Source organism: Nocardia sp. NPDC049707 (assembly GCF_040674855.1).
Classification (GTDB): Bacteria; Actinomycetota; Actinomycetes; order Mycobacteriales; family Mycobacteriaceae; genus Nocardia.
The window spans coordinates 66,044-85,119 of the sequence record NZ_JBFANN010000027.1; the positions used below are offsets into that span (position 1 = coordinate 66,044).

17 protein-coding genes and 1 pseudogene are annotated in these 19,076 nt (G+C 64.8%); 5 read left to right on the top strand and 13 right to left on the bottom strand.

What is annotated here, in order from left to right:
* Window positions 1–864 carry an ABC transporter substrate-binding protein gene (locus AB0J29_RS23175; protein ID WP_364789861.1) on the bottom strand — a complete coding sequence of 288 codons (864 nt, stop codon included), beginning with the start codon at window positions 862–864 and terminating at the stop codon, window positions 1–3.
* A gap of 588 nt (window positions 865–1,452) precedes the next feature.
* Window positions 1,453–1,968, bottom strand: coding sequence for a hypothetical protein (locus AB0J29_RS23180; RefSeq protein ID WP_364789762.1), 516 nt, complete (start codon window positions 1,966–1,968; stop codon window positions 1,453–1,455).
* A gap of 157 nt (window positions 1,969–2,125) precedes the next feature.
* On the opposite strand from AB0J29_RS23180, the gene AB0J29_RS23185 reads away from it, so the two are divergent.
* The gene (locus AB0J29_RS23185) at window positions 2,126–2,755 is read left to right on the top strand and encodes a MerR family transcriptional regulator (protein ID WP_364789765.1); all 630 of its coding nucleotides are present in this window, start codon (window positions 2,126–2,128) and stop codon (window positions 2,753–2,755) included.
* Window positions 2,756–2,790: 35 nt separating this feature from the next.
* Here AB0J29_RS23185 and AB0J29_RS23190 read toward each other — a convergent pair whose 3' ends face one another.
* Entirely contained in the window at window positions 2,791–3,849 is a 1,059-nt protein-coding gene (locus AB0J29_RS23190) for an isocitrate/isopropylmalate family dehydrogenase (RefSeq protein ID WP_364789864.1), read from the bottom strand.
* Window positions 3,850–3,965: 116 nt separating this feature from the next.
* Here AB0J29_RS23190 and AB0J29_RS23195 point away from each other — a divergent pair, with 116 nt between their 5' ends.
* Both AB0J29_RS23195 and trxA read left to right on the top strand, forming a co-directional pair.
* Entirely contained in the window at window positions 3,966–4,487 is a 522-nt protein-coding gene (locus tag AB0J29_RS23195; RefSeq protein ID WP_364789768.1) for a 2'-5' RNA ligase family protein, read from the top strand.
* 67 nt (window positions 4,488–4,554) lie between these two features.
* Window positions 4,555–4,923 carry a thioredoxin gene (gene trxA / locus AB0J29_RS23200; protein WP_364789771.1) on the top strand — a complete coding sequence of 123 codons (369 nt, stop codon included), beginning with the start codon at window positions 4,555–4,557 and terminating at the stop codon, window positions 4,921–4,923.
* Between the two features lie 67 nt (window positions 4,924–4,990).
* Here the strand turns inward: trxA and AB0J29_RS23205 are convergent, their stop codons facing one another.
* Complete coding sequence (locus AB0J29_RS23205) at window positions 4,991–5,425, bottom strand: 2-keto-3-deoxygluconate kinase (protein WP_364789774.1); 435 nt, start codon at window positions 5,423–5,425, stop codon at window positions 4,991–4,993.
* 370 nt (window positions 5,426–5,795) lie between these two features.
* Here AB0J29_RS23205 and AB0J29_RS23210 point away from each other — a divergent pair, with 370 nt between their 5' ends.
* Window positions 5,796–6,107 (top strand): DUF6191 domain-containing protein, encoded by a 312-nt coding sequence (locus tag AB0J29_RS23210; protein ID WP_364789777.1) that lies wholly within the window; start codon window positions 5,796–5,798, stop codon window positions 6,105–6,107.
* 212 nt (window positions 6,108–6,319) lie between these two features.
* Here the strand turns inward: AB0J29_RS23210 and polA are convergent, their stop codons facing one another.
* Entirely contained in the window at window positions 6,320–9,067 is a 2,748-nt protein-coding gene (gene polA / locus AB0J29_RS23215) for a DNA polymerase I (RefSeq protein WP_364789780.1), read from the bottom strand.
* A gap of 121 nt (window positions 9,068–9,188) precedes the next feature.
* Between polA and AB0J29_RS23220 the strand changes: the two genes are divergently transcribed.
* Window positions 9,189–9,614, top strand: a complete 426-nt coding sequence (locus AB0J29_RS23220) for a nuclear transport factor 2 family protein (RefSeq protein WP_364789783.1) — start codon at window positions 9,189–9,191, stop codon at window positions 9,612–9,614.
* A 161-nt stretch (window positions 9,615–9,775) separates the two neighbouring features.
* On the opposite strand, the gene AB0J29_RS23225 is transcribed toward AB0J29_RS23220, so the two are convergent.
* The 8 genes and pseudogenes from AB0J29_RS23225 to AB0J29_RS23260 form a co-directional block, all read right to left on the bottom strand.
* Entirely contained in the window at window positions 9,776–10,786 is a 1,011-nt protein-coding gene (locus AB0J29_RS23225) for a neutral zinc metallopeptidase (protein ID WP_364789786.1), read from the bottom strand.
* An 83-nt stretch (window positions 10,787–10,869) separates the two neighbouring features.
* Window positions 10,870–12,546 carry a DUF885 domain-containing protein gene (locus AB0J29_RS23230; protein ID WP_364789789.1) on the bottom strand — a complete coding sequence of 559 codons (1,677 nt, stop codon included), beginning with the start codon at window positions 12,544–12,546 and terminating at the stop codon, window positions 10,870–10,872.
* A 44-nt stretch (window positions 12,547–12,590) separates the two neighbouring features.
* Entirely contained in the window at window positions 12,591–13,286 is a 696-nt protein-coding gene (locus AB0J29_RS23235; RefSeq protein ID WP_364789867.1) for an ABC transporter ATP-binding protein, read from the bottom strand.
* Window positions 13,287–13,418: 132 nt separating this feature from the next.
* Window positions 13,419–14,330, bottom strand: a pseudogene (locus tag AB0J29_RS23240) (ABC transporter ATP-binding protein); the annotation flags it as partial.
* A 41-nt stretch (window positions 14,331–14,371) separates the two neighbouring features.
* On the bottom strand, window positions 14,372–15,787 hold the full coding sequence (locus AB0J29_RS23245; protein ID WP_364789870.1) for a branched-chain amino acid ABC transporter permease: 1,416 nt from the start codon (window positions 15,785–15,787) through the stop codon (window positions 14,372–14,374).
* A gap of 17 nt (window positions 15,788–15,804) precedes the next feature.
* On the bottom strand, window positions 15,805–16,842 hold the full coding sequence (locus tag AB0J29_RS23250) for a branched-chain amino acid ABC transporter permease (protein WP_364789792.1): 1,038 nt from the start codon (window positions 16,840–16,842) through the stop codon (window positions 15,805–15,807).
* A gap of 97 nt (window positions 16,843–16,939) precedes the next feature.
* Complete coding sequence (locus AB0J29_RS23255; protein ID WP_364789795.1) at window positions 16,940–18,151, bottom strand: branched-chain amino acid ABC transporter substrate-binding protein; 1,212 nt, start codon at window positions 18,149–18,151, stop codon at window positions 16,940–16,942.
* 231 nt (window positions 18,152–18,382) lie between these two features.
* Complete coding sequence (locus AB0J29_RS23260) at window positions 18,383–19,000, bottom strand: ANTAR domain-containing response regulator (protein ID WP_364504353.1); 618 nt, start codon at window positions 18,998–19,000, stop codon at window positions 18,383–18,385.
* Between the last annotated feature and the right edge of the window lie 76 nt (window positions 19,001–19,076).

The window sequence follows — 19,076 nt, forward strand, 5'->3', positions numbered from 1 at the left end:
TCAGCTCGCAGCGCCGTTGATGACCGACTTGGTGATCGCGCCTTCCTGCACACCCCAGTTCTTGGTGATCTCCAGGTACTTACCGTTGTCGATCAGGTGCTGGACGGCGGCCTGCAGCGCCTTGCCGAGCGCCGACCCCTTGGGGATGGCCCAACCGTAGGGCGCCGAATCGAAGACCTTGCCCGCCGCCTCGATCTTGCCGTCGCTCTTCTTGATCGCGTACGCGGTCACCGGCGAATCCGCCGACATCGCGTCGACTTGGCCGAGAATCAGGGCGTTGGTCGCCGCGCTCTGCTCGTCGAACGGCTTCTTATCGATGGCGGGCTTGCCCTCCGCCTCGCACTTCTTGCTGCGCGCCGGAATCTCGTCGGTGTCCTCAACCGTGGTGGCCTGCACCGCCACCCGCTTACCGCAGGCGTTATCCGGGTCGATCGGCTTACCCGTCTGCTGTGCCCACTGGATACCGGCGCTGAAGTAGGTGGTGAAGTCGACGCTCTGTTCGCGTTCCTTCGAGTCGGTGATGGAGGACATGCCGACGTCGTAGGTGCCCGCCTGGATCGCGGGAATGATCTTCTCGAAGGAGGATTCGAGGTATTCGGCCTTGAGGCCGAGAGTCGCCGCGACCGCATCCATGAGGTCGACATCGAAGCCGACGATCTTGCCGCTCGGATCCTTGTACTCGTTGGGCTGATAGGGAATATTGACTCCGACGACGAGCTTGCCCGACTGCTTGATCTTGTCCGGAAGCAGCGCCGCCGCCGTGTCGAACTTGTCGATACCCTGTACCTTCGCCACTGCGGGCGAGCTGTCCTCGGAGTTACTACAGCCCGTCAGCACCAGTGCACCACCGGCGAGTACACACATCGCTTGCAGGGCGCGCCTGCCAAGAACCGATCGAACAGACACAGCAGCCCTCCACAATTCGGATTCGAGAAACCCGGGTGTCACCACCCGTTTGGCAATCTAAGCGATCGCGGCGTTTCGTGCTGGACAGTAACGGAAGATTATCCGTTCTGTGCGGAACACTTCGAGCACAGCAAACACACAGGTACCGGCGGTGGACCATACCGGATGGTCCGATGTTCGCACGAGTCGGGCTGCTGGTCACCCCGGTCAGCGTGGGTGCACCCGCACACGGACTCGTCCGGTGAACTCGCTGGTCGCGGCAAGCACACCCAGGTCGGCCAGCGGCACAAGTCCCCGCGACGGAAGGTTCGATGCGCCCGCCCGCACTCGACAACGCGTGGTTGTCGTCGCGAATTCCGAGGCAGTGCGGCATCATTGCCGCCGAGAGCGGCGACGCCGCCGGGTTTGCGCGATTGTGTCCGGCCAATGTCGGCCCGGCATCGCGTACCGCCGGGCCTCCGCATCGGCGGCAGTCGGCAGATGCTGCTGGCCGGGCACCTGCAGCGACCGACAAGATCGCCACCGCCCTGCCGGTAGCGGCACGGATCACCGCGCCGGTTCCGAAGTCGCGGCGACACGCTCTCGCCGGAACGCGAGGAGTCCGGCGGCCCACAGCGCGACCGCGACGTAAATCAACTGCTCGGGGATGCGAGTCCAGAGTGAGGGTGCGGGCGCGCCATTGAACGGTATGCCCGAGACGGCCGCATAGATATTGGCGGGCAGCAGCACAACGAACAGCACCGTCAATCCCAACCCGGCCGGGCGACGAGTTCTGGTCAGGACGAGACCGAGGGCGCCGAGCAGTTCCAGTACGCCGGTCAAATACACCTGGAAGTCGGGCAGGGGAACGAAGGGCGGCACCAGCGGCACGAGGTCGGCGCGCGTCGGGGCTGGCCCGCCAGCCAGACTGTCCGGGAGGAAATGCGTTGTGCCGGTGAGTACCAGCATCGCCGCCAGCGCATACGCACCGCAGGTGGGCCCGTGCGTGAATCGACTCGCCCCCAACGCGCCGGCCAGGCGCAGCCCGAGCAGCACGACCGCCAGAAAGATCAGGGTTTCCATTTACGCCTCCGGGAACGGTGATCGGTCCGGCATCTTTCGCGGTGCCCGGATCGAAATCTTCAGTATCGATAGTTCTATTATCGATAGGGATGGTAGGGAGCCGAACTTCCAGCTGTCAATAATCGGAACCGAGTCGATCTCGAGAACCAGGAGTGCCATGCGAATCGCCGAACTCAGCCGCGCCAGCGGGGTGCCTGCCGCAACGATCAAGTACTACGTGCGCGAGGGCCTACTGCAATCCGGCATCCGCACGCACCACAACCAGGTGGAATACAGCGAAGACCATGTGCACCGGCTGCGTCTGATCCGAGCGCTGCTCGACATCGGCGGCCTGTCGGTGGACGCGGCCAGCGAACTTTTGGGCGTGCTCGACACCGGCAAACTCACCGCCCGGGAGTCGCTCGGCGAAGTGCTCTACGCACTGGGTGGACGTCGTTCGCCCGTTGGCGAGCATGAGCTGGAACGCGCCACCGCGGACGTCGAGGCACTGCTCACCCGGCGCGGTTGGCAGATCGATCCGGAAAGCTCGGCGCGGCAGACCCTGATCGACGTCTGCGCCGCGCTGCGGCTACTCGGGCACGCCGATATCGTCGCCGCGATGGACGACTACGCGACCGCCTCCGAATCGATCGCGGCCATCGATATCGGCCTGGTTCGCGACAAGCCCACTGTCGAGCGAATGACCGAAACCGCCGTTGTCGGAACACTGCTCGGCGACACCTTACTGTCCGCACTACGCCGCCTCGCCCAGGAACACGTGTCCCAGCAACTCCTCCCCGAAGACTGAACAGTGCGCCGAGCCCGTCGGCGCGGCGGGCAGGATCAGCGCCGGTGCACCCTTGCGCACACCTGCTCGGTGAATTCACTGGTTGAGGCAAGCCCGCCCAGGTCCGCGGTGGCGACCCGAGCGGCGAAACTCCCCGCGACGGCACGTTCGATACGTTCACCCGCGCTCGATAGGGCGGGGTTGTTGTCACGAATTCCGAGCCAGTGCAACAACATTGCCGCTGAGAGCTGCAACGCCGCCGGGTTCGCGCGATTGTGTCCGGCCAGTGTCGGCGCCGCGCCGTGCACCGCCTGGGCCATCGCCTTGGTCCCCGAGCAGTTGAGCGATGCGGCGATGCCGAGCGAGCCACTCAGCTGCCCCGCGAGATCGGAAAGGATGTCGCCGAAGAGATTCTCGGTCACCACCACGTCGTAGTCGCGGGCGGCGCGGACCAGATGGGCGGCGGCCGCGTCGACGTGTTCGTCGTCAACCTCGACGCTCGGATAGGCATGGGCGACGTCATAGCAGACGTCGCGGAACAGGCCCATGGTCATGGGCAGCACATTGGCCTTGTGCACGATGGTGACCCGCTTGCGACGTGCGGCCGCGAGCCGGAACGCCTCATACGCGATCCGCTCGCAGGCCTGCCGGGTGATCACGCCAACTGCCAGCGCCACGTCAGGGGTCGGCCGGAACTCGCCCGACCCGGCGAACATATTGCGGTCGGCGTAGAAACCCTCGCTGTTCTCGCGGACGATCACCAGGTCGATATCGGGAGCACTCGCCTCGATTCCGGCGAAGGCCCGCGCGGGACGGATATTCGCGTAGAGACCGAAACGTTTGCGGATGGCGCCGCCGGGCGCGATTCGATGTTCGGGCGGGTAGGCGGCGTTGTCGTGCGGGCCGAGGATCCAGGCGTCGAGTTCGTCGAGGGCCGCGAGAGTCTGCTCCGGCAGCGGATTGCCGAATTCCTCGATGGCGCGCTGCCCCATCGGCAACCGAACCCAGTCGACCGTGGCCGCGCCGGCCGCGGCGAGTGCTTCGTCGACCACCATACGGGTGGCGCGGACCACCTCGGGGCCGATGCCGTCACCTTCGATGAGGCCGAGTCGCATGGGCGGCGTATCACCATTCACCAGGCCATCCTCCCGCGACGCCGCGCGTTCGCCGACAACTGGGCTGTGTGTTCGCCGCGCATCGGGTCGAGCGGGCGGCTAACCTTTCGTGAACTATGGTGCAGTCGGTCGAATTGTTATTGGACGATGTGGCCGATGCCGAGATCCGGCGGCAGTGGCGGTTGCTCGCGGATGCGGGCATTCCTAGTTTGGCCGGGAAGAATATCGAATCCAACCGGCCGCATATCACCATCGCGGTGGCCAGGCAGATCTGGCCGCGCATCGATCACGCGCTGGACCAGCTGAGCTTCCGGCCGATTCCGATACGACTCGGCGGCGTGCTGGTCTTCGGTGCGCGCCATCCGATCCTGGTCCGGCTGGTGGTGCCCTCGGAGCAGTTACTCGCGCTGCAACGTCGTATTTCCTCGATCGTATCGCCGTGTCCAGGCATACCGTCGAATGTGCAACCCGATGAGTGGACGCCGCATATCACGCTGGCCAGGCGGGTGCCGGCGCAGCATCTGGGCGAGGCGATCCACGCCGTCGCCAGGGACCGTGATTTCGCCGCGACCGTGGTGGGTATCCGGCGTTGGGACGGCGATCAACGGCGCGAGTGGCCGGTCGCCCGAGGAAGATAACGGCACCGTCGGAAGATAAATATCGCGCCGGATGTTATAGCTGGCGACTACGACACGAGAGGACGTCATGGCCACCCAGACGCTGAACCAGCAGAATTTCGATGAGGTCGTCACCGGAAACGACGTGGTACTCGTCGATTTCTGGGCCGACTGGTGCGGTCCGTGCAAGAGCTTCGCACCCACCTTCGAGGCCTCTTCGAACAACCATCCGGATGTCGTGCACGGCAAGGTCGACACCGAGGCCGAACAGGGCCTGGCCGCCGCCGCCAACATCCGCTCGATTCCGACCATCATGGCGTTCCGCGAGGGCGTGCTGGTCTTCGCGCAGCCGGGTGCGCTGCCGCCCGCCGCGCTGGAGGATCTGGTGACCCAGGTGAAGGCGCTGGATATGGACGAGGTGCGCAAGCAACTCGCCGAACAGCAGGCCGGTCAGTAGTCTCCGGTTCGCACCACGCACCGGGCCGTTCACATGAACGTGAACGGCCCGGTGCGTTTCGCTGCGCTCAGGCGCCCAGTTTGTTGACGCCCGCGATCATGGCGTGGACCGTCGATTCGGCGCCGTCGTCGGCCAGGGCCGCGCCCCAACCGCGCCTGCCATTGCATTCGCACTGCACGAACGTCGCGGTGCCGGCAGCGGTGCGGCGCTGGTGGAATTGCAGGATTTCGACCGGGTAGCCCTCGTCGTAGAGGGCCGAGGTCATCGCGGCGACCGGGCTGCCGGTAGCGGTCACCGTGCGCAGGTGGCCGGCGAATTCGAGAGTGGCCGTGAATTCCGCGCTCCGATTACCCGCGGGCGACCAGTCACCGACCCGAATCGGGCCGGTGTGCTCGCAATAGCGGTGGTGGAACTGCGCCGGGGTCAGATCGGCGCATTCGGCGCGCAGCGCCTTGGGGGCGGCGGCGATGAACATGTTGGGATCACGAGTCAGGATGGTCATGTGCGGAGGTCTTCCCGAGGATTGTCTTCTCAATTGACAGAGGGGACCAGCAGTATGTAATCAGTAGCCCGCAGCGAGGGGGCCGGTCCGAATCAGACCCCGCTACGGCGGGTTACTACGAGAAGTCGCCGAGTTGCCACCATCGCGGTCAGCGGAATTAGCACTGCGCTGTCGCGGTCTGCGACATGAAGCGCGGCGCTGTGGTGGTCGACGGAATTCGGCACGCCGACCAGAATAGGTCCATCCTGACGCAATAGCAACCATATTTGTCGCACCGCCATGCCTACTAGCGAGTATCGTTCTCGCAGCTCAGGGCTTGCAGTACCGAGGGTGGATGGCAATCCGCCGTCGCGGCGGTACTTTCGGTCACATGGGTGCCCTTGTCGCCATGACCATTCCTGGATTGGCCATCCTGCTGATCGGACTCGCATTCATCGAGGTGCTGTGGAATCGACTCACCGGAACTCGGATACTGCCGTGGTTCAAGCACCGCAAGCACACACCGGTCGCCGCGACCGGATTCGAACAGGTCGCCGCGGCCTTTCAAGGTTCGAAGCATCACGAATTCGAGCAGCGACAGACGGCACTGATGCATAAAGAAGATAAGTCGGATGGGGCGCCGCCGCGCGATGAGATCGATCTGCGCACCGGGTCGGCGAAGCTGGTGCCGCGCGACCGGTGATCGTTCGAACGTGAACGATCCGGCGGTGTGACGTAGTTTTCGCGCAGTCGAAATGCGGCCCCGGGGGATGTTGGTGAGCGTGACGCGGCCGTTGCGACGAAGGCGTTCGCCGACGCGGGCGTCGATCTGGCCGGGCAGAACGACGGAACCGTCTATCGGACAAGGGATCTCGCCGCCGCGGTCCGCCTACAGACCGCGCTCATGCCCCTTGCTCAGTGCGCGGCGGAGTCCCAGCTGCGGCCGGTGCCGACCGAGACGTCCAACGGGACCGACAGCGTGATCGCCGAGGACATCTGTTCGCGGGCGAGTGCGTCCAGGGTGTCGCGCTCCCCTTCGGCTACCTCGAAGACCAGTTCGTCGTGGATCTGCAGCAGCATGCGCGAGCGCAGGCCCGCTTCCTTGATCGCCTTGTGCACATTGATCATCGCGACCTTGATGATGTCGGCCGCGGTGCCCTGGATGGGCGCGTTGAGGGCCATGCGTTCGGCGGCCTCGCGGCGCTGGCGGTTGCTGGAGTCCAGATCGGGCAGGTAGCGGCGGCGACCGAAGAGGGTTTCGGTATAGCCGACCTTGCGTGCCTGTTCGACGACCTCGTAGAGGTAGTCCCGAATGCCGCCGAAGCGGTCGAAGTAGACCTCCATCTGCTCCTTGGCCTCCTGCGTGCTGATCTTCAGCTGCGTCGAAAGACCGTAGGAGCTCAGACCGTACGCGAGCCCATAGGACATCGCCTTGATCCGGCGGCGCATCTCGGGTGTCACCTCCGACAGCGGGATATCGAAGGCCTTGGAGGCGACGAAGGTGTGCAGATCCTCGCCGGAGTTGAAGGCCTCGATCAGGCCCTCGTCACCGGAAAGGTGGGCCATGATGCGCATTTCGATCTGGCTGTAATCCGCGGTCATCAGTGACTGGTAGCCGGGGCCGACGACGAAGGTATCGCGGATCCGGCGGCCGGTGTCGGTGCGGATCGGGATGTTCTGCAGATTCGGTTCGGTCGAGGAGAGACGGCCGGTGGCGGCGATGGTCTGGTTGAAGGTGGTGTGGATGCGGCCATCATCGGCGACCGATTTGAGCAGTCCGTCCACGGTGACCTTGAGCCGAGTGGCGTCGCGGTGTTCGAGCAGATGCCGCAGAAACGGATGCTCGGTCTTCTCGAACAGCGATTCCAATGCGTCGGCGTCGGTCGTGTAGCCGGTCTTGGTGCGCTTGGTCTTCGGCATATCGAGTTCGTCGAAAAGCACCACCTGCAGTTGCTTGGGTGAGCCGAGGTTGATCTGCTTGCCGATCACCGCATAGGCGGCGTTGGCTGCCTCGGTAACCTTGTCGGCGAATTGGCGCTGCAGGGTCTCGAGCTGGTCGATATCGACCGCGATGCCCGCATTTTCCAGTTCGGCGAGCACACCGAGCAGCGGCAGCTCCATATCGTCGAGCAGTGCGCTGGATTCGATCTGGCGCAGTTCGCCGTCGAGTGCCTCGGCCAGGTCGAGAACGGCCCTGGCGCGCAGCATTTCGGTCCGCGCCAGCTCGGCGTCCACGGTGTCGGCATCGTCGAGCAGGGACAGCTGCGGAGTTTCGTCGGTTTCGGCGCGCAGTTCGCGGTGCAGGTAACGCAGCGAGAGATCGTCGAGATTGAAGCTGCGCTGGCCGGGGCGGACCAAGTAGGCGGACAGGGCGGTATCGCTGGTGAGACCGGCCAGGGTCCAGCCGCGACCGCGCAGAGCGTGCATCGCGGCCTTGGCCTCGTGCAGCGCCTTCGGCACGGCCGGATCGGCCAGCCAAGCACCCAGTGCGGCTTCATCTTCAGGGGTCAGCACGGCGACATCGATGTAGCCGCTCTCGCCGTCCGCGGCGGCGATGGCGAGCGCGCGCGTGTCGCCATTGCCGGGCGCACTGGTGCCGACTACCGAAATGCCATGGCGGACATCGACCTTCGCATGTTCGGCGAGCCATTCGCGGACCGCGCCGACCGCGAGCGCACCGCCGCTGATCTCGAAGCCGGCTTCGGCCTCGGGCTCCGGCGGGGCGAGGGTTTCGAAGAGCCGATCGCGCAGTACCCGGAACTCCAGGTCGTCGAAGAGCTGGTGGATCTTATTGCGATCCCATGGCTGCTGGGCCAGCTGGTCGGGGGTGTAGGGCAGCGGGACGTCGCGGACCATTTCGGTGAGCTGACGGTTGAGCACCACACTGCTGAGGTTGGCGCGCAGTGCGTCGCCGACCTTGCCCTTCACCTCGTCCACCTTGTCGACGAGGGTGACCAGATCGCCGTACTCGCGAATCCACTTGGCGGCGGTCTTCTCCCCGACGCCCGGAATGCCGGGCAGATTGTCACTCGGGTCACCGCGCAGGGCCGCGTAATCCGGATACTGTGCCGGGGTGAGCTGGTACTTGGCCATCACCTCATCCGGGGTGAACCGAGTGAGATCGGAAACGCCCTTGCGCGGGTAGAGCAGCGTGACCTCATCGCTGACCAACTGGATGGCATCGCGGTCACCAGAGACGATCAGGACGCGGAACCCCACGGCCACGGCCTGGGTCGCGATGGTGGCGATCAGGTCGTCGGCCTCGAAGCCGTCGATCGCCATCACCGGGATGCCCATGGCACCGAGCACATCCTTGGTGAGTTCGACCTGGCCGCGGAACTCATCGGGCGTGGCATTGCGCCCCGCTTTGTACTCCGGATAGGCCTCGGTACGGAAGGTCTTGCGACTGACGTCGAAAGCGGCCGCGATATGCGTCGGCTTCTCGTCACGCAACAGATTGATCAGCATCGCGGTGAATCCGTACACCGCGTTCGTGGTCTGCCCGGTGACCGTCTTGAAGTTCTCCGCGGGCAGCGCGAAGAATGCGCGATAGGCAATCGAATGCCCATCCAGCAGCAACAACGTCGGCCGCTCATCGGCTGCCGCGGCTGTGCCCGTCGCCTTTGGGGCGCTGGAACGCTGATCAGTAGTCGCTGGGGTCACGTGCAAGAGTCTAGGGAGCCCCACCGACAATCCACAGCCGCGGCACCCCCTAGTGCCGAGAGTCCAGCGAGCCGTCCGATTTCCGCCAGAAGCGATGCGACTCGGCGGCCATGATTTCCCGGTGACCACAACCCGCGCAGCACTGCAGAACTTCTTCGCCGCCGAAGCCGCCTACATCACAGATGGCGCGAACTTCGATGCGATGGCCGCTTGCTTGGCACCTGATGTCGTCATGTACCAGGCCGAGCATTTGCCCTACGGCGGCGAATGGCACGGCCCAGACGGCATCGAGAAATTCATGGCGGCAATGAGCCGGACCTGGGCATCGTTGGTGTTCATCGAGCAGCGGTTCGTGGTAGACGGCAAGACGGTGGTCATCTACAACCGCGGCCGCATGCTGGCCCGCGCCACCGGCCGGATGCTGGAGACCTCGGTAATGCAGCTGATGACCTTCCGCGCTGGCCTGATCGCCGAGATTCGGCCGTTCTATCTGGATACCGCAGCCGTGCTCGAGGTGCTGTCCGAGGATCGCCCGGCAACCCAGTAGACGGCTCGGCCACCGAGAAGCGCGGCGCTAGCGGCCCCACTCCGAACGTCGGATCTCCTCGACGCGCTCACAGACATCGGATCGACGACTATGTCCCAGTCCGGCCGCACCGAATCTGGGTGGCGCGGTTCGTGGTATGCCCAGGTGCGGATCAGATGGCGCTATTCCACGTGCGCCGGGGCGCTGTACCAGGTGTTGCACTCCCAGGTGTCGCCCTTGTCGGAACCCCATTTCCACCAGCCCCACACGTTCTCTTCGGTGCCCTGCATGCGCGGGTCACGGGTGGCGTGGCTGCTCCGGACGGTGTGGGAGGCTTCGGTCCAGGCTTGTCCGTCGATATCGGCACGTCCGAAGTTGGTGCCGAGGAACATGCCGGAGAAGCAGCGGGCCTGTAGTTCCATGCGGCGGCTTTGTTCGCGACCGGCGGTGGTGTCCTTGCCGACGGTCGAGCGTTTTTCGTTGTATGCCTGCATGACGCCGATCAGATTCTGGACGTGGTGGCCGTATTCGGTACTGAGGACGGCCAATTGGGCGCCGCGGCGCGAGCCGCTGGACAGCGGCCGCATGGCGTCGTACGGCAGGACGAGGGTTTCGTCGAGGGCGCAGTAGAACGTTGTCGGGCCGTTGCGCAGGCGCTGCACGCATTGGCTTACCACTTCACGGGATTCGGCGGGGGCGAGTAGCCGCGGCGGATGGAACGGCAGCCCGGCGCCGCGCAGTGTCGGTTCCCAGGACGCGTCCAGGCAGGCGACCGCGGCCCGATAGAAGGCCCGCGCCGCCTCCGGATCCTCGTGCCAGGCGGGAAGTTTGCAATCGACCCTGCCGAGTCCGACGTGCTGAGCGAAGAGCGGATGGTCGGCAAGCGCCTGCACCGCGCGGCTCGACGCCACCGGCATCCCGGCCTGCGATGCCCCGGCCAAGGGCGCGAAGGGGACCGGAGGTGCGGCGTCGCCGATCGGATTCGCCGAGTCGGGCAGGGCACCGGCGAATCCCGGCGTCATCGAATTGCCGGAAACCGTACGCGCGGTGTGCATTTCACTCGTGTCAGCGGAATGTCCGGTGATGAGCAGACCGGTGGTGGTGAGCACGCCGACCACACCGAGCACCGCCCAGATCAGCACGATCCGTTTGCTCCGCAACGGACCGAGCCGAGAGCTGAACGTGCTGTTCATGACCTACCTAGAGTGCTCGATCACCGCACATTCATTGCACTCCCACCCGACCCGGCCCGCAACTCGAGGAACCGCTCAGCGGGTCACAGTGTGGCCACGAGTTCGCGCAACACCGGCAGGCTGACCGAGCCGGAGCCGAGCACCACATCGTGGAACACCTTGATGTCGAAGGCAGCACCGAGCCGTTCGGCCGCCTGCCTGCGTTGCCCGCGAATCTCGAGCTGACCGACCTTATAGGCCACCGCCTGGCCCGGAATGGCGATGTAGCGGTCGATCTCGACCTCGATCTCGGTCAGCCCGACCGGCGCGTTGGCCACCATGAAGTCGATGGCCTGCTGGCGGCTCCAGCCCTTGGCATGAATTCCGGTATCGACGACGAGTCGGCACGAGCGCCAGGAATCGGCGGCCAGCATGCCGACGCGTGCCAAATCGTCTTCGTATAAGCCCATTTCGTCGGCCAGACGTTCGGTGTAGAGCGCCCACCCCTCGACGAAGGCGGTATTCGCGAAGGACTGTCGTTGGAATCGCGGCAGCTGAGCGAGTTCATTGGCGATGGTGAGCTGCAGGTGGTGCCCCGGAATCGCCTCGTGGTAGGCCAATGCCGCCGACTCGTAGCGGCTGCGCCCTGCCGGTTCGTGTTGGTTGACGAAGTAGGTGCCCGGCCGGGAACCGTCCGCGGCGGGCGGAAAGTAGTACGCCGCAGGCGAATCCGCCGCCAGGAATTCCGGCAACGGGACAATATCGCAGGATTTCTTGGGCAGGCGGCCGAACCAGTTGCCCATCTCCGCGACCGCCGCACCGAGCGCGTGCTGCGCATCGGCCATGATCTCCTCGCCGCTGACATAACGCAGTTCGGGATCGCTGCGCAGGCGGGCGAAGATTTCGGCGGTATCGGCGGTACCGAACAGCCGAGTACCGACCGTGGCGTATTCCTCGCTCAGCAGCGCCAATTCGGACAGGCCGAGTTCGTGGATCTCATCCGCGCCGAGATCGGGCAGGGTGGTGTGGCGGCGTAGTTGCCGCCGGTAGATATCCTCGCCATCGGCTCCGAGCCAGCACAGACCGCATTCATCGTCGGAACGGGCAGCGGGCCGCAATTCGTCGGCCAGGGCATCCCGATAGCGTTGGAAGGCCGGGCGGATCACGTCGCGGGCGACCTCGGCGAGTTCGGCGCGCCAGGCGGCTTCCCCATCCCAGTCCGCCGGTCCGGTGAAGGTGACGAATGGATCGGTGGCGATATCGGAGGCCAGGTAGCTGTCCAGTTGGTTGAGCGAGCGGTCGATGGTGATGCGCGCGGGCGTGCGGCCCGCGGCCAGGCCGTTGCGGAACTGCTGGACCGCCTGGTCGAACAGCGTGCCGAACTGGCGATACCGCCGGACCAGGGCGAGCGCGTGTTCGGGCTGCGGCGCCTTGGTCTGGGTGGCCGTCATGAGCATGACCGCGTGCACGCCGTCCATCTGGTCCGATGCCAGTTCGGTCGGCCGCCACGCCAAGTTGTCGATGGCCGTATCCAATTCGGTGCGCAACAGACCGTGAGTGACCCGGTCGGTTCCGTTCAGGTTGTCGGCGTCGAGACCGACGACCCGATCACGCAGCTCGCGCAAGGTCGCGAGCAGCCGCTGCTCGGCCTCGGACGAGAGATCCTCGACGCGGTCGTCAAAGCGGTGGTCACCGAGCAGGGTGGCCGTGCTCGGCGCAGCCGCCAGCACACTGTCCCAGTAGCGGTCGGCCAGATTCGTCAATTCGTCATGCCCGTCCATGGCCGCAATCATGCCTCGAGGCGGCCACGGACGGGTCCGACTTTTCAGCCCACGCCCAGATAGGCCGACTTCACGGCGGGATCGGTGAGCAGATCCCCGCCGATACCGGTCTTGGTGACCTCACCGGTCTCCAGAATGTAGGCACGATCGCTGCGGGTCAGCGCCTGCTGGGCATTCTGCTCGACCAACAGCACCGTGGTGCCCTGCTGGTTGATCTCGCTGATGATCCGGAAGATCTGCTGAATCACCATGGGCGCCAGGCCCATCGACGGTTCATCGAGCAGCAGCAGGCGCGGACGGGCCATGAGCGCGCGGCCGATGGCCAGCATCTGCTGCTCACCGCCGGAGAGCGTGCCGCCGACCTGCTTGCGTCGCTCGGACAGCCGCGGGAACAGCTCGAAGACCCACTCCAGCGTCTGCCCGTACTCCGCCTTCTGCTTGAAAGTCCTTCCGTAGCAACCCATATCGAGGTTTTCCTGGACCGTCATGCCGGGGAAGACACCCCGGCCCTCCGGTGCCTGGATCAACCCGTGGGTGACCCGCTCGTGTGCCTTCATCTGGGTGATATCGCGGCCCTCGAACTTGATCTTGCCGCGGGCCAGCGGCAGCAAGCCCGACAGCGCGCGCATAGTGGTGGTCTTACCCGCACCGTTCGCACCGAGCAGCGTGACCAGCTCACCCTCCGCCACACGCAGCGAAACCCCGTGCAGCGCTTGGATTCTGCCGTAGTTGACCACCATGTCGTCTACCTCGAGCAGCGGCGGCGCCTGGCTGAAGTCGCGGGCCTCGGGCTTACCGGGCTCTGGGGCCGGTTCGGCCGCGGGCGGTTCCGGTTCGACAACTTCGGTTGTGACGGTGACCTTTTCGGCCGCCGCGACCTCGGTATCGGGCACGCCAAGATACGCCGCGATGACATCCGGGTTGTCGCGGATCTCCGCGGGCAGTCCGTCGGCGATCTTACGGCCGAACTCCAGCACCACGATCCGGTCCGTAACACCCATGACCAGGCGCATATCGTGCTCGATCAGCAGCACGGTGAACCCGTCGTCGCGGATCTTGCGGATCAAATCCATCAGCGCCGATTTCTCGCTCGGATTGAACCCGGCGGCGGGTTCGTCCAGGCAGAGCAGTTTCGGCTCGGTGGCCAGCGCGCGAGCGATCTCCAATCGGCGCTGATCTCCGTAGGACAGATTGCGCGCCTTCTCCACCGCACGCGGTGCGACGCCGACGAATTCGAGCAGGGCCATGCCGCGCTCGATCGCATCCTTCTCCTCGCTGCGGTGCCGCGGGGTGCGGAAGATGGCGCCGGGCACCGAGGTCTTATGCCTGGCGTCGGTGCCGACCACCACATTCTCCAGCGCGGTCATCTCACCGAAGAGCCGCACATTCTGGAAGGTGCGGGCGATACCGAGCCGGGTGATCTCATTGCGCTTGGTCTTTGTCAGCGGTTTGCCGTCGAAATACACCAGCCCCGAGGCCGGTTTGTAGACGCCGGTAATGGCGTTGAAGCATGTGGTCTTGCCCGCGCCATTGGGTCCGATCAATCCGAGAATTTCGCCGCGGCGGATATCGAAGCTGACCTTGTCCAATGCGGTCAGACCGCCGAACCGCACCGTGAGCTCATCGGTGCGCAGCAGCGGCGCACCCACCGCGGTCTCGATTTCGCGGTGCGGCGCAACCACATCCGCGACGACCTCGGCATCGGCGAGCACCGGACTCACAGCGGCGACATCGACCTCGCCCGCGGTCTCGACCTCGGGCGGTGCCGCATAACCGGCCGCCATATCCTCGTTGTCGAACAGGGCGTCGCCCGCGCCTGGCCCGGTCATCGTCGCGCTCCGATCAATTCACGCTCACCCGGTTTGCGGACGGCCTGATACACCTGCCTGCCGAAGGTCAGCAGCTTCTGCCGCACCGGGAACAGACCCTGTGGCCGCAGAATCATCATGACCACCAAGGTAATTCCGAAGTACATGTACTTGAGGTCACCGAGGGACTGCGCACCGCCGACGCGGAACAGCAGCACGCTGCCGAGCAGCAGTGCGCCCATGATGCCGGTGACCACCATGCCGGTAATACAGACGCGCCGCGGCCACGCACTCAGACTGTCGCCCTTGTACTTCCAAACGACCGCCAACCCGACGAAGACCAGCACGTCGATCGCCAACAGGAGGTACCCGGTGGACTCGTTGTTCACCAATTTCACCGACTGCAGCCGTGCGGGCAGATAGGCAATGACGAACGCGCCGAAGATGACTCCGAGCTTATTGCCCTGACCGCCGATGACGACCGCACACAGGAACAGCATCGAGTTGATGATGTTGAAACCGGTCGGATTGATGAACTGCACCTGACCGGCGTAGATCGCACCGGACATGCCACCGACGGCAGCGCCGATCAGGAAGGCCCACAGCTTGAATTTGAAGGTCGGCACGCCCATGATCTCGGCGGCGTCCTCGTCTTCGCGGATGGCCACCCAGGCGCGGCCGACCCGGCTGCGTTCCAGATTGCCGACGATCAGCAGCACGATGATCACCAGCACCATCGCGAACCAATACCACCAGGTGCCGTAACTGGCCCGGTCCAGCAGATTCGCGCTGTCGGCATTGCCGCTGTTACCGCCGGAGAACACACCCTCCGGCCGGCTGTCGGATTCGCCGATGCGTGGGAAGGCGACACCGGACAACCCCAGGCTGCCATTGGTGATGTCGGAGAGATTGTCGGCAAGCAGCCGCACGATCTCACCGAAGCCGAGGGTGACGATCGCCAGATAGTCACCACGCAGCCGCAGCGTCGGGGTGCCGAGAATGATGCCGGAGATCGCCGTCACCGCGACCGCGATCGGCAGACAGGCCATCCAGGCCCAAGTCGGATTCAGCCAGCCGCCGTCGGTCTGATTCCACGGACTGTTGGGACTGGTGAGCAGACCGACCGTATACGCGCCGATGGCGTAGAAGCCGACGTAGCCGAGGTCGAGCAGACCCGCCTGTCCGACAACGACATTCAGGCCGATGGCAATCAGCGCGTACATCGCGACCTGCGCCATGACCAGACCGAAGTTGTAGCCGGGGGTATCCAGCAGCGGCGGCGGGAACAACGGAAGCAGGGCGAGCAGAATGAGGATCGGCACGCCGACACCCCATTGCGCGGGGCGGCTCAGGCCGTCCCACCAGGTCCGAATCGCGTCTCCCACACCGCGTCCGGTCGGGGCCGCGGCAGGCGTCTCGGGTGCGGTTTCCATGGTTTTGGTCGAGTCGGTCATGCGCGGGCCCTCCCGAGGCTCTCACCGAGGATGCCGGTCGGGCGCACCATCAGCACCAGCACCAGCACGGCGAACGCGACGACATCGCGCCACTCCGATCCGAGCAGCGACTGGCCGTACTGTTCCACCACGCCGAGCAGGATGCCGCCGAGCAAGGCGCCGCGCAGATTGCCGATGCCGCCGAGCACCGCGGCGCTGAATGCCTTGATGCCCAAGATGAATCCGCCGGAGTAGATGATCCCCTGCGGGATCTTGATCGCGTACAGCAGCGCGGCGGCACCGGCGAGTACACCGCCGATGAAGAAGGTCAACATGATGACCCGCTCCCGCGAAACGCCCATCAGCGTAGCGGTATCGGGATCCTGGGCGACGGCGCGAATGCCGCGACCGAATTTGGTCCGATTGATCAGCACCTCGGTCACGATCGCCAACGCGATCGCCGCCAGCACGATCAGCAGTTTGATGTTGTCGACCTCGGCGCCGAAGAAGCTGAACTGCACGCTCGGCTCGACCAGTTTGACCGGCTGCTGTGCATTGGTGCCGCCGAGTTTGGGATTGATCTTCGGCAGGATGAAGTGCACGAATTCCTGGATCACGAACGACATGCCGATCGCCGTGATGAGGAAGCTGAGTGGTTTTGCCCCGCGTTTGCGCAATGGCCGATAGGCCACCCGCTCCAATCCGACTGCGGCGCCACCGGATACCAGCATGCCGATTATCATCGCCAACGCGAGATAGGTAACGGTCAGGATGATGCCCTGGGTATACACATCGGGATTCGCCACGAATCCGAACAGCATGAGTCCGATCAATTGACCGAACATGCCGAGCATGAATATTTCCGAATGGGCGAAATTGATCAGCCGCAATACACCGTAGACCAGGGTGTAGCCCACGGCGACCAAGGCATAGATAGAGCCGTAGGTCACCCCGTCGACGGTCAGTCGCCAGAAATTATCGATCACTCCGTGGTAGTTGAAGTCGATCGAACCGCCGGCGAGTTGTGCTACACCGGCCAATGCCGTTGATGTCATTCGTCTTTTGCCCTCATCTATCGGCCCACCCGACACAGCGGCACGTGCGGGGATTCGCACGAACCCCCATATGTGCCGCCGTGCGGGTTGTCTAGGGCTACTTGACCTCGTAGATCCAGATCAGCGCGTTGGACAGTTCACCGGTCGCGTTCCACTTGTATTGACGCGCAAGACCGTTGGCGTCGTAGGACCGCACGTACTCCAGCAGGTCGGGACGGGTCAGCTTGCCGCCATCGATGCCCTTGGCCAAGATCGTGGCCAGGTCGTAGCCCTCGACCGAGTACACACCCGGCTCCGCGCCGTTGAGTGCCTTGTAGTCGACCGCGAACTTATCCGGCGCCGGACCACACGGGCAGGACAGCACCGCACCCTTGGACGAGCTACCGGCCTGGGCGACGAACTGCGGATCGTTGGTGCCGTCGGCGGAGACGAAGACCGCCTTGACGCCACCGGACTTCAGCTGCTGCGCCAGCGGGGCGCCCTCGGAGTAGTAGCCGGAGTAGAAGATGGCGTCCGGCGCTGCGCTCGCGATCTTGGTGACCGTGGCGGAGAAGTCCTTGTCGCCCTTCTTGATGCTGGCATTGCAGCCCGCGTCGTTGACGGAGCCGAGACCCTCGATGATCGTCTTGGCCAGGCCCGTGCCGTAGTCGGTATTGTCCTGGATGACGCAGACCTTCTTGTAGCCCGCGGTGTTGACCAGGTACTTACCGACCGACGGGCCCTGCACGCCATCATTGGCCAGGCCGCGGAAGAAGCTGGTCCAGCCGTTCTGGGTCAACGTCTCGTTGGTGGCCGAGGCGGTCAACGAGACCAGACCGTTCTGGCTGAGCCTCCCGCCGGTCGCCTTGGTCTCACCGGAGAACGCCGGACCGACCAGGCCGAGGATCGACTTGTCATCGGTGATCTGCGGGATGACCTGGGTAGCCTTCTGCGGGTCGCCCTCGGTATCGAACTGCTTGAGCTCGATCTTGCAGCCCGGGTTGGCCTTGTTGTGCTTGTCCAGCGCCAGCTTCACGCCGTCGACGATATTGATGCCGAGGGCCGCGTCCGGACCGGTGAGCGCGCCCGCCATGGCGATCGCGGTGCCCGCCGGGCAGGTCGCCTTACCGTCGCCCGCCGGGTCGGCCGCCGAGGCGCTGTCCGACTTCGGCACCTGCTTGCCATTGGCGTCGATCTGCATGACCGGCTGGATCTTCAGACCGCCCGCGCCACTGCTGCCGGAGGTGCCCGCGCCACCGTCGGTCGATTTATCGCTACACCCCGTCAGCGCGAGCGCGGCAGCGGCACCGATGGCCAATGCCCCCCGCATCGAACGACTGCGCCATGTCGAACTAAGCACGTTTCACCTCTACGTCCTGTGCTCCCCCGGGCTCTCCTCCGAGGAGGCCGACCACGTCAGCCCGGTCAGAACATAGCGTTGGTACGTTAGACGCGCATCACATTCGGATCATCCGATCGACTTCGTTTCGAATTTTTCATCACGATCAGGTTTCCGAGAAGTAAAATTTCCGGCGTTCAACGGCCGGGGCGCAAGACAGTCCTACTTCGGGGCCAGATTTTCCAACACCACCTCGGCTACCGCCTTCATGGTAGTGCGCCGGTCCATCGCCGTCCGTTGAATCCACTTGAACGCCTCCGGCTCCGACAATCCCTGGGTCTGCATGAGCACGCCCTTGGCCCGCTCGACCAGCTTGCGCGTCTCCAGACGCTCGGCCAGATTGGCAACCTCGCTCTCCAGCGCGGTGATTTCGTGGAAGCGGCTGGCCGCCAGTTCGATGGCGGGCACCAGATCCGATTTCGTGAACGGCTTTACCAGATACGCCATCGCACCGGCGTCGCGCGCCCGCTCGACCAGATCGCGCTGACTGAATGCGGTCAAAATCACAACTGGTGCAACACGTTTCGACGCGATCTCGGCCGCGGCATCGATACCGTCGCGGCGTGGCATCTTCACATCCATGATGACCAGATCCGGCCGATGCTCCACCGCCAGATCCACTGCCTGCTGGCCGTCGCCCGCCTCGCCGACAACCTGATAGCCCTCTTCGGTCAGCATCTCCACCAGATCCATGCGGATGAGCGCCTCGTCTTCCGCGACGACGACTCGCTTCGCCCCGGCGTCCCGCTTCGTGCCGGCGCCCCCTGCTGTGTTGCTCATAGGTAGACCCCTCTGGTTCCGATGCCGTGTCCCGACACGCGAACGGGTGGCCGCGGTCCGGGCATCGGCCCATCGC

Bases quoted from the DNA above. Each gene is read 5' to 3' on its own strand.
- AB0J29_RS23225 (WP_364789786.1), bottom strand. From the start codon at position 10,786: ATGAACAGCACGTTCAGCTCTCGGCTCGGTCCGTTGCGGAGCAAACGG.
- AB0J29_RS23185 (WP_364789765.1), top strand. From the start codon at position 2,126: ATGCGAATCGCCGAACTCAGCCGCGCCAGCGGGGTGCCTGCCGCAACG.
- AB0J29_RS23190 (WP_364789864.1), bottom strand. From the start codon at position 3,849: ATGCGACTCGGCCTCATCGAAGGTGACGGCATCGGCCCCGAGGTGGTC.
- AB0J29_RS23175 (WP_364789861.1), bottom strand. From the start codon at position 864: ATGTGTGTACTCGCCGGTGGTGCACTGGTGCTGACGGGCTGTAGTAAC.
- AB0J29_RS23260 (WP_364504353.1), bottom strand. From the start codon at position 19,000: ATGAGCAACACAGCAGGGGGCGCCGGCACGAAGCGGGACGCCGGGGCG.
- AB0J29_RS23235 (WP_364789867.1), bottom strand. From the start codon at position 13,286: ATGGTGGTCAACTACGGCAGAATCCAAGCGCTGCACGGGGTTTCGCTG.
- AB0J29_RS23250 (WP_364789792.1), bottom strand. From the start codon at position 16,842: ATGACATCAACGGCATTGGCCGGTGTAGCACAACTCGCCGGCGGTTCG.
- AB0J29_RS23210 (WP_364789777.1), top strand. From the start codon at position 5,796: ATGGGTGCCCTTGTCGCCATGACCATTCCTGGATTGGCCATCCTGCTG.
- AB0J29_RS23230 (WP_364789789.1), bottom strand. From the start codon at position 12,546: ATGGACGGGCATGACGAATTGACGAATCTGGCCGACCGCTACTGGGAC.
- AB0J29_RS23255 (WP_364789795.1), bottom strand. From the start codon at position 18,151: ATGCGGGGGGCATTGGCCATCGGTGCCGCTGCCGCGCTCGCGCTGACG.
- AB0J29_RS23245 (WP_364789870.1), bottom strand. From the start codon at position 15,787: ATGGAAACCGCACCCGAGACGCCTGCCGCGGCCCCGACCGGACGCGGT.
- AB0J29_RS23195 (WP_364789768.1), top strand. From the start codon at position 3,966: ATGGTGCAGTCGGTCGAATTGTTATTGGACGATGTGGCCGATGCCGAG.
- AB0J29_RS23205 (WP_364789774.1), bottom strand. From the start codon at position 5,425: ATGACCATCCTGACTCGTGATCCCAACATGTTCATCGCCGCCGCCCCC.
- AB0J29_RS23180 (WP_364789762.1), bottom strand. From the start codon at position 1,968: ATGGAAACCCTGATCTTTCTGGCGGTCGTGCTGCTCGGGCTGCGCCTG.
- trxA (WP_364789771.1), top strand. From the start codon at position 4,555: ATGGCCACCCAGACGCTGAACCAGCAGAATTTCGATGAGGTCGTCACC.